Below are 16460 nucleotides of genomic sequence, written 5' to 3' on the forward strand. Positions count from 1 at the left end.
AAGAGGTAGGAACTTGTCCCAGCACGCAGCGCCCGCAGACAGGCCCCTCGGCGTCGGCATCCTCGGCGCCGGACCGGTCACGCAGGCCATCCACCTCCCGGCCCTGGCCCGCCTCCAGGACGTCTTCGAGGTGCGGCACATCATGGATGTGGACCCCGCAGTGGCCTCCTCCGTGGCCGCCCGCGTGGGCGCGGTTGCCGGCACCAGCATGGACGCCCTGCTGGCGGACCCCGCCGTGGACATCGTGGCGATCTGCAGTCCGCACCAATTCCACGCAGACCAGGTCATCGCCGCCTGCAGGGCCGGCAAGAAAGCCGTCCTCTGCGAGAAGCCCTTCGCCATGAACGCTGAAGAAGCTGCCCGAATCTCGGCGGTCAGCACCGAGACCGCCGTTCCGATCGTCGTCGGGGCGATGCACACGTTCGATCCGGGCTGGCTCGCGGCTGAACAGAACTGGGGCGACCTTCCGGGGCAGGTGCACACCATCCGCTCGTCGATCGTGTTGCCGCCCAATGCCCGGTTCGAGGATTTCGCAACGGAAATCATCACCCGTCCCGCTGCCGGCAACCCCGACTACTCGGACATCGAGGTGATCAAGGGCGCACTGCAGGGCGGGATCATGGGGCTGGCCATCCACGACCTGCCCCTGGTGCGCCGGTTTACGCCCGACTTCGCGGACATCGAGGTCCTCCACGTGTTCCACGTCCGCCCGTTCGGCTACGCAGTCTCGCTCCGCACTCCCACCCGCGTCATTGAACTGCGGGCCGTCATGAACAGCACCTGGAAGCCGGAATGGACTTTCGAGGCCATCGGGGATGATGCTGCACTGCACATCGACTTCACGCCGTCCTACGTCCAGGCCGGGTCCGCAGTCGGCATGATTTCCCGTGGCAACGGAAGCGAAACCAGCGTTTTCGGCCCGTACGGCCACAACGGCTACGAGGGTGAATGGCGTGAACTCGCTGGGCTCGCACGGGGAACCCGCCCTGCCCCCTCCGCCCAAACCCTGATTGACGACCTCACCTTCGCCCTGGCGATCGCGGATGCAACGGTTGCAAGCGCCGCGGCAGGATACGCGGGCGCCGCAGAAGAAGCAGGAGTTTCGGCATGAGCGCCCAGTACACGGTCGCGGCGGGCACGGCAGCCCGGGAAGCCGGGGCTGTCATCCCAACCATGGCTTCATTGCCTGAAACCTTCGGCCCCGCCCAGGACACGCAACCGGGTACCGCGGATGTGCTGGTGATCGCGGGCGGCCCCGGTTGGAGCGCCGAGGCCACCAGTGCCGTCACGGCGGGTGCCCGCGGGATCGTGGTGGCCAACCCCGTCCCCGAAGACACCACGCAACTGGCAGCCGCGGCAGGCTCCGCAGGAACCGCCGTCGTACTTGATCTCCGCTGGGGCTCCAACCCCGCCCTGGTGGGTGGTTCCACGGAACCGGACGCCCGTGAGGCGGTGCGCAGCGCCGCAGGCACCGCGTCACTGCTGGACAGTGTGGCGACGGCGGCACCTGGCACGGATCCGCAGCGGCTCCTTGCCGACCATCTCGCTGCACTGCTGGTCGTTTGCGGGCCGCTCGACGCCCTGCGCGTCCTGCGCAGCGGTGCCACCGGGTACACGGTGGGCGGCAGACTTGCCAACGGAGCCCCGTTCACCGCCCAGGGCATATTGACCGCTGCGCGGCCGGCCGGCGTCGACATCCGCCTCTACACCGCCGACGGCGGGGTGAGCGTCCAGGTTCCCGATCCGGACGCCGCCTGGCCCGCCGAAGTGCGGGTCACCGGCCCCCACGGTGAACTTTGGCTTCCCACGCTCTACGAATCCGCCCACCGGTCAGCGTGGCGGCGCCTGAAGGACCATCTTCGCGCCGGCACCAGCCCGGACGATCTGGCCGGGTTCGCCCGGCTGACCGACCTCTACGCAACCCTCGCTGCCACGTAACCAGCCCCAACCGATACGCAACCGAAAAAGCAGTCCAGTCCCACCTCCACTCTCAACGATGAGCAGGACCGCACCAACGGCGCACAGCGCAAGCGGTCCCGAAAGGACACATCATGAACGCAACTTCCGATCAGCGCCGCTCCTTCTCCCGGCGCGGTTTCCTGGGCCTGACGGCTGCCGCTGCCGCAACACCCCTCCTCGCGGCCTGCGGCGGCGGTTCGGCCTCACAGGGCGGCGGCGGAGGCGGAGCCGGCGGGACCGTGAAGTTCTGGGACATGCCGTGGGCAACACCGGCTTACAACGACGCCGCCAAGGGCATCGCGGAAGGTTTCAACGGTGCCAACGGCGCCAAGGCGAGCTACCAGATCATCCAGTGGAACAACTTCTACCAGACCTTCTCCTCGGCCATTGCGTCCAAGACGGGCCCGGCTGTGTCCACAGGCGGCGGCTTCCAGGCCTTCCAGTTCGAGCAGCAGGGCCAGATCGCCTACGCGGACAAGGTCATCGAGAAGCTGAAGGCCAACGGCCAGTTCGACGACTTCCTGCCCGGCGTGCTGGACCCGTTCAAGTCGGACAAGGGCTACGTGGCCGTCCCGTGGCAGCTGGACATGCGCGTCTTCTGGTACCGCAAGTCCCTGTTCGAGAAGGCCAATGTGGCTCTTCCCACCGACTGGCCGTCCCTGCTGGAAGCCGGCAAGGCCCTGAAGAAGGTGGGAGCGTTCGGCTTCACCACCGGCGCCGGTGCGGGCAACAACTACGCCAACCACTCCATGATCATGATGATGGTCAACAACGGCGGCGGTGTCTGGAACAAGGACGGCGAGCTGGACCTGATGAACGACCGCAACGTCGAGGCCATGGAGTTCGTCCTGGAACTCGTGTCCAACGGCATCATCGATCCCGCCGCGGTCAGCTACACCACGGACAACATGTCGGCGCAGTGGAAGGATGGAAAGGCAGGCTACGGCCTGTTCCAGGTGAACGTGCCCCAGCGAGTCGGCGACACCTCGGGCGACCTCCTGGTAGCTGACCCCATCAAGGGCCCGCACGGCGACAAGGCCACCATCGTGTTCCCGAACAACATCATGATGTACACCAACACCCCGTCGCAGGACGCTTCGGAGGAGTTCCTGGTGTACTACCTGGGCCAGCTCAAGCAGCTGTGGCAGAAGAAGCTGATGTCCGCCCTGCCGGTCTTCAAGTCGATCACAGAGATTCCCGAGTTCGCCAACGACCCCAACAACGTCAAGATCGTCAAGGACTGGCAGCCCATCGCCAAGACCTTCGCTGCCCAGGGCAGCAAGCTGAACGCCAACCTCGCAGCGCTCGACGGCGGGCAGGCCCTGAACCAGTTCAGCCAGACCATCATCACTGGGAAGTCGGACGCCAAGACCGCCCTGCAGACCTTCCAGTCCGGCCTCGAATCGGTCCTGAAGAAGTAGGACGGAGCGCCCATGTCCAGCGCCACCACCCAGTCCGGCCTGTCCCGGGCCCGCCGAGGGGTTGCCCCCGGCGGGTCCGGGGCTGTCCCCGGAAAACGCAAGAGCAAGCTTTCGGCGCAGGCCACCAGGACATTCTTCTGGCTCCTGCTCCCCTCCGTGGTCCTCCTTGTCCTGATCCACGGCTACCCGCTGATCTACGCCGCCGTCCAGGCGACGCACGACGGAAACCTGCTCCAGACCGGCAACTTCGTGGGCGGGCAGAACTTCGCCACCGTCCTGACCTCGCCGGCGTTCTGGAAGGCCGCCCAGTTCACGCTGTGGTTCACCATCGTGGGCGTCTTCGGGTCCTGGCTGGTGGGGCTCGGCCTGGCCCTGCTCCTGCGCACCAAGATCCCGGCCGCCGGCACGTTCAAGGTCCTGCTGCTCCTGCCCTGGGTGGTGCCCATCGTGGTCTCATCCACCGCATGGAACTGGCTGGTGGCCACCCCGGACAGCCTGATCCCGTCGCTGTTCCGGAACCTGGGCATGGGCACCCCGCTCTTCCTCGCCGATCCCAACCTGGCCTCCATCACGGTGATGGTGTTCAAGGTCTGGGTCAGCTTCCCGTTCATGATGATGATGATCTCGGCCGCGCTGGCGTCCGTGGACACCACCGTTTATGAAGCAGCGAGCATGGACGGCGCCAGCCGCTGGCAGCAGTTCACCCAGATCACCCTGCCGTTGATTGCCCGCTCCACCTACATCAGCTGGATCCTGATGACCATCTTCTGCGTCAACGACTTCCCCACCATCTACCTGCTCACCGGCGGCGGCCCGGTCAACGCCACCACATCCCTGGTGGTCCTGGCCTACCGGACCGTGTTCCAGGACTTCGCCACCGGCCCCGGCGTGGCCATCGCCTTCCTCATGACCATGACCCTGGTGGTCATCTCGGTCATCCTGTACCGCCAGATCCGAAAGTCGAGCGTCGAATAATGAGCGCAGTCCTCCACGCCCATCCCGAATCCGGCCCGTCTCTTGGCATCGATGCCGGCAAACGGCGCAGGTCCCTCTCGGAAGCCGGCCAGCGCGGCCGCTGGTGGCGGTTCGCCGCGATCCTGATAATCACCGGGATTGTCCTGGTACCCATCATGGTCACGGTGCTGCTGGCCTTCACGCCCGGACCCAACAGCACCGCCACCGGCTTCACCTTCGAAAACCTCAGCAACGTCTTTTCCAAGACCTTGGCCGCCACCTGGCTGAAAAACAGCCTGGTCACCACGCTCTCCACCGTGGTGGTGTCCGTTGCCGTGGCCGCCCCTGCCGGCTACGTCCTCTCCCGCGGCCGCAGCAAGGCAGTCTCCGGCTACTCGCTGCTGCTGTTCGTGATGCAGTCGCTGCCCATCATCACCTCGGTGGTGCCACTGTTCATCCTGTTCGCCGGCATGGGCCTGGTGGACAACCTCCTGGGCCTGACCATCATCTACGTTGGGTCCACCATGACCGTGGCCACCTGGATGATGGCGGCGTACTTCGATTCCATCCCCATCAGCCTGGAGGAAGCCTCCTGGATCGACGGCTGCTCCGTCTTCGGGTCCTTCACCCGGGTGGTCCTGCGGAACTCGCTTCCGGGTGTCCTGTCCACCGCGATCTTCGCCTTCCTCCTGGCCTGGAACGACTACCTGGTAGCCATCGTGTTCCTGCGCTCCAACGAAATCTTCACCCTTCCCATGGGTGTGCAGTCCTTTTTCCAGCAGAACGCGACAGACTGGACTTCGGTCATGGCCCTGGCCGTGGTCATGATGCTCCCGCCCGTGATTGTCTTCGCCACCCTGAACAAGTACTTCAGCGTCGGCGGCATCGGCGGCTCGCTGGCCGGCCGCTGACTCCCCAACTTCCTCTGAACAACCACTCCAAAAAGGAAATCCATGTCTTACTCATTGCAGCTTTACACCCTCCGCAACGCCATTTCGGAGGACCTTCCGGGAACCATCAAAAAGGTGGCGGAGATCGGCTACACCCAGGTTGAGCCGTACAACTTCGTGGCCACGGCCAAGGAGCTTGGCGCGGCCCTGAAGGAGAACGGCCTCACCGCACCTTCCGGCCACGCTCCCCTGATGAGCCAGGACCAGGACGAGATTTTCGCGGCCGCCAAGGAACTGGGCATCACCACCGTCATCGATCCGTTCCTGCCGGCCGAACACTGGCAGAAGGCCGAAGACATCCAGGCCACGGCCGAAAAGCTGAACACGGCCGCGAAGAAGGGTGCGGAGTATGGCATCCGGGTGGGGTACCACAACCATGCCTGGGAGCTGGAGTCCACCATCGAGGGCCGCACAGCTTTGGAGTACTTCGAGTCGCTGCTGGATCCGGAACTGGTCCTGGAAGTGGACACCTACTGGGCAGCCGTCGGAGGCCAGGACCCCGTGGAACTCCTCCAGCGGCTTGGCGACCGGGTGAAGTTCATCCACATCAAGGACGGCCCGCTGAACAAGGACAACAAGGCCCAGCAGCCGGCAGGCCAGGGCAAGGTGCCGGTCATGGACGTCATCGCCGCCGCAAAGTCCCTCGAGGTGGGCGTGGTGGAGTTCGACGACTACGCCGGCGACATCTTCGAGGGCATCAACGAAAGCTTGTCCTTCCTCAACGCCGCAGGCGAAGGAGTCAAGGCATGAGCACCACAGCATCCCGCAAGGGACCCGTAGGCGTCGGCGTCATCGGCGCCGGCGTGATCAGCAAGCAGTACCTGGACAACCTCACCGCGTTCCCGGACCTGAAGGTCCACGTCATTGCGGACCTGTTCGAGGAAGCAGCCGAGGCGCGTGCCAAAGAGTACGGAATCGCCGAATGGGGCGGGGTGGACAAGGCCCTGAACCACCCCGACGTCGAGATCATCGTCAACCTCACCATCCCCGCGGCCCACGTGGAGGTGGCCACCGCCGCCGTCAATGCCGGCAAGCACGTTTGGACCGAAAAGCCGTTCTCCCTGGACCGCGAATCCGGGCTGGGCCTGCTCAAGACCGCCGACGCCGCCGGTATCCGCCTGGGCTGCGCCCCGGATACCTTCCTGGGCGCGGGCCTGCAGACCGCGCTGCGGCTGATCCGCCGCGGCGACATCGGAACCCCGCTGACCGCCATGACCACGTTCCAGACCCCCGGCCCGGAGTCCTGGCACCCCAACCCTGCGTTCCTCTTCCAGCACGGTGCCGGGCCCCTGTTCGACATGGGCCCGTACTACCTCACCACCCTGGTGCAGGCCTTCGGTTCCATCCGCAAGGTGGCCGCCGTCGGTTCCAAGGCCAAGGACGTGCGCGTGATCGGTTCCGGCCCCAAGGCCGGCGAGGAGTTCACCGTCGAGGTGCCCACCCACGTCTCGGCGATGGCGCAGTTCGAATCCGGTGCCTCCTCGCACAGCGTCTTCTCCTTCGAGTCCCCCCGCACCCGCATGGGCTTCGTGGAAATCACCGGCACGGAGGCCACCATTTCGTTGCCGGACCCCAACTACTTCACCGGCGACATCAAGCTCTGGCGAGCCGGCGACGAGGACTGGACCACCGTTCCTGCCACCGGGCCGGCCAACGGCCGCGGAATGGGCGTCCTGGACATGGCACGGTCCCTCCGCGCCGGCGTCCCGCACCGCGCGACCGGTGAGCTGGCCTACCACGTCCTGGACACCATGGTCTCCATCTCGGAATCCATCGACTCCGGCACGTTCATCAACGTGGAAAGCTCCGCCCCGGCATCCCCCGCCCTCCCCGAGGACTGGGCACCGGAAACCGCAACCATCTAACCCGGCCACACCTCTCCAGCAAGCAGGAAGCCAGCAGGAACGCATCATGACCACACCCGCACCCCCGTCAGAACCCCCGGCCTCCCGCCCGGTTTCCCGCCCGCTGGGCGTCGCCGCCATCGGTTACGCCTTCATGGGTAAGGCCCATTCCAACGCGTGGCGGAACGTGGCCAGTTTCTTCGACGTCCCGGCCTTCGAGCAGAGAGTCCTCGTGGGCCGGGACGCCGGCGCCGTCGCGGAGGCCGCGGCCAAGTATGGCTGGGCGGAATCGGCCACGGACTGGCGAACGGTGATCAGCCGGGATGACATCGACATCGTGGACATCTGCGCACCGGGCTGGATGCACGCCGAGATCGCCATCGCAGCCCTGGAAGCAGGCAAGCACGTGCTGGTCGAAAAACCCCTGGCCAACACCTTGGCCGAGGCCGAACTCATGACCGCCGCCGCTGCCAAGGCCAGGGCCAAGGGAGTGCAGTCGATGATCGGCTTCAACTACCGCCGCGTCCCCGCCCTCGCCCTGGCGAAGGAACTCATCGCCGAAGGCCGGATCGGCAGGGTCCGGCACGTCCGCGCGGCTTACCTGCAGGACTGGCTGTCCGACGCCCAGGCGCCCATGACCTGGCGGCTGCGCAAGGAAACCGCCGGGTCCGGCGCGCTCGGGGACATCGCCTCCCACGCCATCGACCAAGTCCTGTTCCTCCTCGGGGACCAGGTCACAGAGGTGTCCGGCCGGCTCAACACCTTCATCAACCAGCGCCCCGGGGAGGACGGCACCGAAGATGTCACGGTCGACGACGCCGCCTGGGCCACGCTGTCCCTCACCTCCGGGGCCATCGCCTCAGTGGAGGTCTCCCGGGTGGCCACCGGAAGGAAGAACAGCCTCCAGATCGAAATCTACGGCGACAAGGGCAGCCTCCTGTTCGACCTGGAAAACCTCAACGAACTCGGCTTCCTGGACGCCACCCTCCCGGTCCGCGAACAGGGCTTCCGCAGGATCCTTGTCAACGAACCCGAGCACCCCTACCTCGAGGCGTGGTGGCCGCAGGGCCACATCATCGGCTGGGAACACACGTTCACCCACCAAATCCGCGACTTCCTTACCGCAATCAAGGACAGAACCCAGCCCTCGCCGTCGTTTGAAGAAGGACTGAACGTCCAGTACGTGCTGAACGCCGTGGAGGAATCCGCCGCCAATAAAAGCACCCTCACCGTCGTCCGCCACTAACGCCCACAAGTTAAGGACCCCTTATGTCCCGCCCCTTCACCCTGTTCACCGGCCAGTGGGCCGACCTGCCCTTCGAAGAAGTCGCGAAGCTTGCTTCCGGCTGGGGCTACGACGGCCTGGAAATCGCGGTCTCCGGCGACCACCTGGACGCCTGGCGCTGGGACGAGCCCGGCTATGTCGAGTCCAAGCTCGAGATCCTGGACAAGTACAACCTCAAAGTCTGGGCCATCTCCAACCACCTCAAGGGCCAGGCCGTGTGCGATGACCCCATCGACTTCCGCCACCAGGCCATTGTGGGGTCCAAGGTCTGGGGCGACGGCGATCCCGAAGGCGTTCGCACCCGCGCCGCCGAGGAAATGAAGCACACCGCCCGGCTCGCCAAAGCCCTCGGCGTGGACACCGTCGTCGGGTTCACTGGCTCCTCCATCTGGCAATACGTGGCCATGTTCCCGCCCGTCCCGGAAAAAGTCATCGACGCCGGCTACCAGGACTTCGCCGACCGCTGGAACCCGATCCTGGACGTCTTCGACGAATGCGGCGTCCGCTTCGCCCACGAAGTCCACCCCTCCGAAATTGCCTACGACTACTGGACCACCGTCCGTACCCTCGAAGCGATCGGCCACCGCGAAGCGTTCGGCCTGAACTGGGACCCCTCGCACATGATGTGGCAGGGCATCGACCCCGTCTCCTTCATCTGGGACTTCAAAGACCGGATCTACCACGTGGACTGCAAGGACACCAAGATCCGCCAGACCGGACGCAACACCGTCCTCGGCTCCCACCTGCCCTGGGGCGACCCCCGCCGCGGCTGGGACTTCGTCTCCGCCGGCCGCGGCGACGTCCCCTGGGAAGCCTCCTTCCGGGCCCTGGCCGCCATCGGCTACGACGGCCCCATCAGCATCGAATGGGAAGACGCCGGCATGGACCGCCTCCACGGCGCCCCCGAAGCCCTCGCCAACCTCAAGAAGTACGACTTCCCCGCCTCCCAAACCAGCTTCGACGCCGCGTTCAGCAGCAAGGACTGAACCCGGTGCGCAGGCTTCAGCCGGGCCAGCGTTGCGAAGTGTGGGTTGCCTCAATGTCGGGGGAGCAGGAACCCGTATACTCCACCAGGAATATACTCCTCGAGGCACCTAACTGGACACTCGATGGCCGGGCATTGATCCTCAATGGAGATGGCAGGCTGTGGCGGTTCGATCTGGCGTCCGGTGCCATCGCGGAGGTTCCGCTCGACGGCATCCCGGAGCTCAACAACGACCATGTCCTGGACCCGGATGGCAGCGGAGTCTTCCTGTCAGGCGACGACGGCCATATCTACCGGGCACCCCTTGCTGGCGGCTCGGCCACCAGGATCACGGACCACGACGGGTCCCGGCACTTCCTGCACGGTGTCAGCCCCGACGGCCGGCGGCTGGCGTACGTGGACATCGAGGGCGGGGACTTCAGCAAACCCGGCCGGCTTCGGACCATCCCGGCAGCAGGCGGAGCTTCCCACGACGTGGAGGTGGGTCCAGGGCACTGCGACGGGCCCGAGTACTCCCCCGGGGGAGACTGGCTCTACCTCAACACAGAATCCTTCAGCAGCGTTCCCGGCCACGCCCAGCTTGCCCGGATCCGGCCCGACGGCAGCGGGTTCGAGCGGTTGCTGGACAGCAGCACCGTCGACTGGTTCCCGCACCTGTCCCCTGACGGCAGACTGGCCAGCTACATCCGCTTCCCGGCTGGAACCCGGGGCCACCCCGCGGACCTGCCGGTCGACGTCGTCCTGGTGTCCACCAGCGACTGGACGGCGCCGCTGCACACCTGGCCGGTGTTCGGTGGCCAAGGCACCCTCAACGTCAACAGCTGGTCACCGGACTCCGAACGTTTCGCCTACGTGGCGTACCCGCTGGAAGCAGCAGCAGGCCGCAACGGGAATTGAGCGCGGGTCCCCCATTACCCTTGAGGAGTGACTCTTACCCAGGCTGTGCTTTCCTTTGCAGTGGTGGCCGGACTCCTGACCCTGGTCCCGGGCATCGACACCGCGCTCGTGCTGCGCTCATCGATCACCAGGACGCGGGGGTACGCCTTCGCCACCGCCCTGGGCATCAGCACCGGTGCGATGATCTGGGGGGTGGCAGCCGCCGTCGGCATTTCCGCCCTGCTGGCAGCCTCCGAACTTGCCTACCGCGTCCTGACCCTGGCCGGTGCCGCCTACATGGTGTGGCTGGGCGTCTCGCTGCTGTGGAAGAGCCGGGGCAAGGCCGGGACCCCGGGAAGGCCAACTGAGGCTGCGGTAGCTGCTGCGGCAAACGGGCAACTGCTGAGGGGCTGGGCCACCGGGGCGGGCACCAACCTGCTCAACCCCAAGGTGGGGGTTTTCTACATCGCCACCATTCCCCAGTTCATCCCTGCCGGGACGTCACCGCTGCTCACGGGGGTGGTGCTGGCCTGCGTGCACTGCCTGCTTACCATGGCCTGGTTCACGCTGCTCATCTTCGGATCCCAGTTCGCTTCCAAGTGGCTCAAGGGTCCGCGCAGCATCAAGGTGGTGGACCGCATCACCGGAACGGTCCTGGTGGGGTTTGGCCTGAAACTCGCGGCAACCCCGGGCCACTAAGGCACTACCAACGCTCCCCTAGGGGGTGCGGGCGGACTCCTGTCCAAGGACCACGTCGTACGCCTCCACGCTTCGGTCCGTCACTGTGGTGGGTGCTTCCAGGTGGACCGCGCCGGAGGGCAGGATGCCTGCCCCGCCGTACCGTTCCATGACCTGCCACTGGGCCACCACGTCCTCCCCCGCGTGGCCGGCCGGAAGGCTCGTCCAGAAACGGAACCCGCCGGCGTCGTTCAGTGCTTCCCTTCGGTAGAGCACGCACCCGCCCAGCCATGCAACGTGGTACGGCACCCACTGGCCGGGCTGCAGTGACAGTTCGGCGCTGAGGTGGCTGAGGTTGGCGGCGCTGTGCAGCGGCCACTGCTCGAATTCCGGGGTGCCCGGCCGGACCCGCTCCGGGGTCACGGGGCCGTCCCAAACCTTGAAGTTAGCGGTCTGTTCCGGCCTGCGGTCGTCCAGGAAGGACAGGCCCTGGGGTGCCATTCCCACAAAGCCGCACTGGAGTTCGTCGAGTGCCCGGCTCAGCCGTGCCAGGGCGCCCGGTTCCAGCCAGACGTCGTCGTCCAGGAAAAGGCATTGGTCCGCGGTGGACTGGTCCAGCAGGAACTGCCGGTGTTCTGCCAGTCCCTGGCGCGGGAGGTGGCGCAGCAGCGTGACGGGCCGGCCCTGGGCCTCGAGCACCCGCACCATCGCGGCGGCCGCGGGGTGTTCCCAGGCCGGTTGCCCCGCTGACTGGTCGCTGACCACGACGGCGAACCCGGGTTCCTGCTGCGCGGCCAGCCCCGCGAGGGTGACGGCGAGTTCGGCCGGGCGGTTGCACGTGGGCACCAGGACATCCACCGCTGCCGTGTCCGGCCGGTCCAGTTGCTGCGCCCAATGCTCCGAAAACCTCATGCCACGGTCCACCTTCCTGCCGTCGAAGTTGGCGCCGGCGGGGCAGCACAACCTGCCGCTGCCCGTTGCCGGCGAATTGGTTTCGCGTGTTCCGTACCCAGCCGTGCGGGATGTATTCGCACGCCATCCCCCGCCGCAACTCCGCGGAGTCCCGGACCGGCCCCTTCCGGAACGGCAAAAGGCCCCCGCTTCCGCTGCCAGGTGGCAGCGGAACGGGGGCCTATGGTTCAGGATGATTTATCCGGCGTCGAAGCTTTCGTCGTCGTCATTGGGGGATTCCTCCTGGGGAAGGTCGTTGCCGCTTCCGTCGGGAATGCCCGTGGCTTCCTGGCCGGACTCGGATGAGACCCCTGCCGACCCCTGGGAATCGTCATTCGACTCATCGATGTCCGCGGCGCTGGAGGGAAGGTCCATATCGTGCGAGAGCGGGTCTCCGCCCGTGCCCGACTGCGGCTCGTTGGTCTCCACACCGCCCGAAGACGTGCCACCGCCGGACTGCTGGCCGCCGCCACTGGACTGCTGGCCCCCCTGCGTGCCGGCCGCCTCCTGTTCGGCGGTGGGGGTGCCGTAGCCGCCCGGTGCGGTCTCGGGTTCAGCCTGCTGGTTTTCCTGCGTCATGCTTCCTCCTGTTGTGCGTTGCCGATGGTGCTGGCCTGGTGAAACTTTTGTGGACTACAGCCCCTTGCCGCCGGTGACCGGCAGGACTGCACCCGAAATGTAGGAGCCGTCCTCAGAGGCGAGCAGCACGTATGCGGCTGCCAGCTCCGCGGGCTGTCCCGCGCGTTCCAGGGGCGTGTCCTGGCCGAAGGACGGGAGCTTGTCCGGCCACTCGGTGGCGGGGATCAGGGGTGTCCAGATGGGGCCGGGCGCAACCGCGTTGACGCGGATCCCCTTGGGTCCCAGTTCCTGGGCCAGGGCTTTGGTGAATGCCACCTGTGCCGCTTTGGTCATGGCGTAGTCGATAAGCCCGGGTGAGGGGTTGAAAGCCTGGATGGAGGCCGTGGTGATGATCGAGGCGCCCGCCTTCAGGTGCGGTACCGCAGCCCGCGCCGACCACAGCAGCGAGTAGAGGTTGGTGCGGAAGACCCGGTCGAACTCCTCGGTGGGAAGCGTCTCCAGGCTCTCCCGGTTCTTCTGGTACGCCGCGTTCAGCACCAGGACATCGAGCCGGCCGAACTCGGATACGGTCCCGTCCACGATGCGGGTGCTGAATTCCTCTTCCCGTCCGTCGCCGGGAAAGAGGAGCGCGCGGCGTCCGGCTTTCCGGATCCATTCCGCGGTGTCCTGGGCGTCGTCTTCCTCCTCGGGAAGGTAGGAAATGGCGACGTCGGCCCCCTCGCGGGCGAAGGCGATGGCCGCGGCCTTGCCGATGCCGGAGTCCCCGCCGGTAATCAGCGCCGCTTTCCCTTCGAGCTTGCCGTTCCCCTTGTAGCTGTGCTCCCCGTGGTCAGGTTTGGGGTCCATGGGCGCGGTAAGTCCGGGCTGTTTCTGTTCCTGCTCCGGGAACGGTCCGGAGTGGTAGCCGCCGCGCGGATCTTTCGGCTGGTCTGTCTGCTTGTCCGTGTCGCTCATAGTCCGCCTGCCTGTGTCGGTTGACCTGTTCGGTTGGAAGAGCACCGCCGCGCTCCGGCCCTTCGAAGCTATCCGGAGTGGCGGACCAAGTCCACCACCCCAAGGTAATAATCAGTAAACTTATCAAATGTGGTCGCAGGCGCAACGTCGGCCTTGTTTCTGGGTAGGGGAGGATTAGAAAGAAGGCCTGGACGTGGCCGGAGTGGAAGGAGGGCCAATGTCCGAAGTCGAGGACTACACGGGCCGGACGGGACGGAATGAAACCCGCGAGGAGCAGCTGGACCGCAACTGGGCGGAACTCCTGCAGGAGCTGCGCGTGCTCCAGACCGGGGTGCAGATCCTGGCCGGCTTCCTGCTGACGTTGCCGTTCCAGCAGCGCTTCGAAAAGCTGGACGACTGGGAGGTTGCCCTCTACCTCACCAACGTGGTGATCGCCGCCCTGACCACGGCCTTTATCCTTCTCCCGGTCAGCGTGCACCGGCGGCTCTTCCGGAAGCGGCTCAAGGAGATGCTGGTTTCCAGCGCGGACACCATCACCAAGATCGCCCTTGGCGGGATCGCCCTGCTAAGCGCCGGTACTGCCGCCCTGGTGTTCGACGTCGCGGCAGGAAGGTCCGCAGGGGTTACCGCCGGCGGGGCTCTGCTGGGCGTCATGGTGGTCATGCTGGTATTCGTCCCGCTTCGGCTGAACAAACTGGCCAGCGGGAAAATTCTCCCGCCCGCCCAGGAGAAGGAGTGAAAATGCGTAGATGGGCCAAAGAGCATGGCCTGCTGGTCGCCAACCTGGCTTGCTTCCTGGTCTTCTTTGTCGGCATGGTCCTCTCCGGGGCCGCGTCCTACAGCGAGGACCAGCAGGCCCACGGGGAACCGCCGGTCTCGGTCCTGCAGTTCCTGGGCACCGGCGCTTTCGTGGAAGCCACCTTTGAGAATTGGGAATCCGAGTTCCTGCAGATGGCCATGTACGTGGTCCTCACGGTGTTCCTCTTCCAAAAAGGATCAAGTGAGTCCAAACCGCTGGGAAAGAGAGCGCCGCAGGATGAGGACCCCCAGCAGGTGGCTGTCAGCAGGGCCACGCCGTGGCCCGTCCGGCGCGGCGGTGCAGTGCTCAAGCTGTACGAGAACTCCCTGTCGATCCTGCTCTTCGCCCTTTTCCTTGGATCATTTGCCCTGCACGCCGCCGGAGGGGTGGACGAGTACAACCAGGACCAGCAAAGCCACGGCCAGCCGGCCATTACCCTCCTGCAGTACCTGGGCAGCAGCCGCTTCTGGTTCGAGTCCTTCCAGAACTGGCAAAGCGAATTCCTGGCCGTGGGCGTCCTGGTGGGCGCCTCGGTCTATTTGCGCCAAAAGGGGTCCCCGGAGTCAAAGCCCGTGGCAGAACCCCACTACGAAACCGGCACCTGAACACCCGAGCCAACCAGCACCAATCCGACCAGCCCCACCCAAAAGGAGAGACTGTATGCGAACCTTCGTGCGAACCACCCTTCTGGCCCTGCTGCTCCTGGCCGCCCCGGCCCTGCCGGCCGGCGCAGCCACTGCGGCGGCACCGGCATCCGCCGCCAGCCACGCAGTCCCGGAACAGGTGGCCTCGGGATCAACAGGCGCTGCGTGGGCGGCCGCCACTTCTCCCACGCCTTCTCCCGGGGATACCGCGTCCACCGGTCCGGCCAACCCCGGCACGGGCGAGTCGGCCCAGAATGAGAACACGCGCCTTAACTACACCCCGTGGGTGATCGCCGGCGTGGCCGTCCTGGTGGTGATCGCCATCCTGCTCTTCCGGCGCCGCCGCAACACCACGATCGTTGGCTAGGCGCCCTCAAGTACCTGGCTTGTAACCCAGGCCAGGTATTTTCCGGCGTTCGCCACCGCGTCTTCCGGGCTGGATGCCACGTCCAGCAGCTGGGCAGCCGCCTCCACGCCGTGACCGGCGAGCTCCTCAAGGGTCACCTGGATCCTGCCCGCCACCACGATGACAGGAATTCCGCGGTCCCGGGCCGCGTCGGCGAGCGCGATCGGTGCCTTGCCGGTGAGCGATTGCGAGTCCATGGATCCTTCGCCCGTAATCACCAGGTCTGCCTGGCCCAGTTGGTCCGCCAGTCCGGTGAGGCCGGCCACCAGCGCGAAGCCGCCTTCCAGGGTGGCGTTGGTGAAGGCAAGGAACGACGCCGGGAAGCCGCCGGCGGCGCCGGCGCCAGGTACGTTCACGTCCCGGCCCGTCGCCTCCCGCAGCACTGATGCCCAGTTGCGGAGCCCGGCGTCGAGCAGTTCCACAGCGTCCTGGTCCGCCCCCTTCTGGGGCCCAAAGACGTGCGCCGCGCCGGTGGGACCGTACAGCGGGTTTCGGACGTCGACGGCGATGCGAAAGGTGGTGGCGGACAGCCGCGGATCCACCCCGCTCGCGTCCAGGGCAACCACATCGGCCAGCGCGCCGCCGCCCAGGGGCACCACGTTTCCGGCGGAGTCCAGTGGCTTCAGGCCCAGGGCCCGCAGGGCGCCGCTGCCGCCGTCGGTCATGGCCGAACCGCCCAGGCCCAGGACGATCTCGGTGGCTCCGGCGTCCAGCGCCGCGGCGATCAGCTGGCCGCAGCCGTAGCTGTGGGCGCGCAATGAGTTGGCCGGGGTTGGTTCCATGTCAGCCAGGCCGGACGCCTGCGCCGTCTCGATCACCGCGGTTACCTTGCCGTCGCCCTTGTGGATGGCCCAGGCCGCGCCGAGCGGGGCCAGGATTGGGCCAACTACCGCGTTCAGCCGCTCCTCATAGCCCGCCGCAACGGCCGCTTCCAGCGTGCCTTCCCCGCCGTCGGCAATGGGGAACTGGGTGGCGACGGCGTCCGGGTACACCCGCAGGGCCCCTTCGGCGATGGCCGCGGCTGCCTCGGCTGCCGTCAGGGACCCCTTGAACTTGTCCGGAGCGATAAGAATGCGCATGCCGTCCATCATGCCAGCACCTGACGGGAAAGCGCTTGCCCGATCCGGGATGTGGACTCCGGGACCACTGGGAGCGTGCCGGCGCCTCTCCCGGCA

At 66.5% G+C, this 16460-nt stretch carries 18 protein-coding genes; 14 read left to right on the plus strand and 4 right to left on the minus strand.

The features are described 5' to 3' along the window. Nucleotides 1-13 precede the first annotated feature (13 nt). The 11 genes from FBY30_RS05365 (at nucleotide 14) to FBY30_RS05415 (ending at nucleotide 10973) form a co-directional block, all read left to right on the plus strand. Nucleotides 14-1111 (plus strand): Gfo/Idh/MocA family protein, encoded by a 1098-nt coding sequence (locus FBY30_RS05365; RefSeq protein WP_142131706.1) that lies wholly within the window; start codon nucleotides 14-16, stop codon nucleotides 1109-1111. Beyond that, nucleotides 1108-1938, plus strand: a complete 831-nt coding sequence (locus FBY30_RS05370; RefSeq protein WP_142131708.1) for a hypothetical protein — start codon at nucleotides 1108-1110, stop codon at nucleotides 1936-1938. The genes FBY30_RS05365 and FBY30_RS05370 overlap by 4 nt, the downstream gene beginning before the upstream one ends. Nucleotides 1939-2051: 113 nt before the next feature. Further along, nucleotides 2052-3380, plus strand: coding sequence for an ABC transporter substrate-binding protein (locus FBY30_RS05375; RefSeq protein WP_142131710.1), 1329 nt, complete (start codon nucleotides 2052-2054; stop codon nucleotides 3378-3380). Between the two features lie 12 nt (nucleotides 3381-3392). Further along, on the plus strand, nucleotides 3393-4355 hold the full coding sequence (locus FBY30_RS05380) for a carbohydrate ABC transporter permease (protein WP_142131712.1): 963 nt from the start codon (nucleotides 3393-3395) through the stop codon (nucleotides 4353-4355). After that, complete coding sequence (locus FBY30_RS05385; RefSeq protein ID WP_142131714.1) at nucleotides 4355-5245, plus strand: carbohydrate ABC transporter permease; 891 nt, start codon at nucleotides 4355-4357, stop codon at nucleotides 5243-5245. Before FBY30_RS05380 ends, FBY30_RS05385 begins: the two co-directional genes overlap by 1 nt. 42 nt (nucleotides 5246-5287) lie before the next feature. Then, nucleotides 5288-6034 (plus strand): sugar phosphate isomerase/epimerase family protein, encoded by a 747-nt coding sequence (locus FBY30_RS05390; RefSeq protein ID WP_142131716.1) that lies wholly within the window; start codon nucleotides 5288-5290, stop codon nucleotides 6032-6034. Further along, nucleotides 6031-7149 (plus strand): Gfo/Idh/MocA family protein, encoded by a 1119-nt coding sequence (locus FBY30_RS05395; protein WP_142131718.1) that lies wholly within the window; start codon nucleotides 6031-6033, stop codon nucleotides 7147-7149. The genes FBY30_RS05390 and FBY30_RS05395 overlap by 4 nt, the downstream gene beginning before the upstream one ends. Nucleotides 7150-7195: 46 nt before the next feature. Further along, nucleotides 7196-8374 (plus strand): Gfo/Idh/MocA family protein, encoded by a 1179-nt coding sequence (locus FBY30_RS05400; RefSeq protein ID WP_142131720.1) that lies wholly within the window; start codon nucleotides 7196-7198, stop codon nucleotides 8372-8374. A gap of 23 nt (nucleotides 8375-8397) precedes the next feature. Continuing rightward, nucleotides 8398-9399 (plus strand): sugar phosphate isomerase/epimerase family protein, encoded by a 1002-nt coding sequence (locus FBY30_RS05405; protein ID WP_142131722.1) that lies wholly within the window; start codon nucleotides 8398-8400, stop codon nucleotides 9397-9399. 53 nt (nucleotides 9400-9452) lie between these two features. Further along, nucleotides 9453-10295, plus strand: coding sequence for a TolB family protein (locus tag FBY30_RS05410; RefSeq protein ID WP_142134930.1), 843 nt, complete (start codon nucleotides 9453-9455; stop codon nucleotides 10293-10295). A gap of 27 nt (nucleotides 10296-10322) precedes the next feature. Then, nucleotides 10323-10973, plus strand: a complete 651-nt coding sequence (locus FBY30_RS05415; RefSeq protein WP_142131724.1) for a LysE family translocator — start codon at nucleotides 10323-10325, stop codon at nucleotides 10971-10973. An 18-nt stretch (nucleotides 10974-10991) separates the two neighbouring features. On the opposite strand, the gene FBY30_RS05420 is transcribed toward FBY30_RS05415, so the two are convergent. The 3 genes from FBY30_RS05420 to FBY30_RS05430 form a co-directional block, all read right to left on the minus strand. Next, the gene (locus tag FBY30_RS05420) at nucleotides 10992-11864 is read right to left on the minus strand and encodes a glycosyltransferase (protein WP_142131726.1); all 873 of its coding nucleotides are present in this window, start codon (nucleotides 11862-11864) and stop codon (nucleotides 10992-10994) included. A 237-nt stretch (nucleotides 11865-12101) separates the two neighbouring features. Beyond that, nucleotides 12102-12482, minus strand: coding sequence for a hypothetical protein (locus FBY30_RS05425; protein WP_142131728.1), 381 nt, complete (start codon nucleotides 12480-12482; stop codon nucleotides 12102-12104). A gap of 54 nt (nucleotides 12483-12536) precedes the next feature. Further along, nucleotides 12537-13436 (minus strand): SDR family oxidoreductase, encoded by a 900-nt coding sequence (locus FBY30_RS05430; protein ID WP_142131730.1) that lies wholly within the window; start codon nucleotides 13434-13436, stop codon nucleotides 12537-12539. 217 nt (nucleotides 13437-13653) lie between these two features. Between FBY30_RS05430 and FBY30_RS05435 the strand changes: the two genes are divergently transcribed. From FBY30_RS05435 to FBY30_RS05445, 3 genes are read left to right on the plus strand one after another with little or no spacing between them, the layout of a single operon-like run. Further along, nucleotides 13654-14175: a DUF6328 family protein gene (locus tag FBY30_RS05435; protein WP_142131732.1), complete on the plus strand. Its 522-nt coding sequence runs from the start codon at nucleotides 13654-13656 to the stop codon at nucleotides 14173-14175. A 2-nt stretch (nucleotides 14176-14177) separates the two neighbouring features. Next, nucleotides 14178-14840: a DUF6766 family protein gene (locus tag FBY30_RS05440; protein ID WP_142131734.1), complete on the plus strand. Its 663-nt coding sequence runs from the start codon at nucleotides 14178-14180 to the stop codon at nucleotides 14838-14840. Nucleotides 14841-14895: 55 nt separating this feature from the next. Beyond that, on the plus strand, nucleotides 14896-15246 hold the full coding sequence (locus tag FBY30_RS05445; protein WP_142131736.1) for a LuxR family transcriptional regulator: 351 nt from the start codon (nucleotides 14896-14898) through the stop codon (nucleotides 15244-15246). Here the strand turns inward: FBY30_RS05445 and FBY30_RS05450 are convergent. Further along, nucleotides 15243-16364 (minus strand): glycerate kinase, encoded by a 1122-nt coding sequence (locus FBY30_RS05450; RefSeq protein ID WP_142131738.1) that lies wholly within the window; start codon nucleotides 16362-16364, stop codon nucleotides 15243-15245. The genes FBY30_RS05445 and FBY30_RS05450 overlap by 4 nt on opposite strands. Nucleotides 16365-16460 lie beyond the last annotated feature (96 nt).

This window comes from Arthrobacter sp. SLBN-83 (genome assembly GCF_006715285.1).
Taxonomy (GTDB): domain Bacteria; phylum Actinomycetota; class Actinomycetes; order Actinomycetales; family Micrococcaceae; genus Arthrobacter.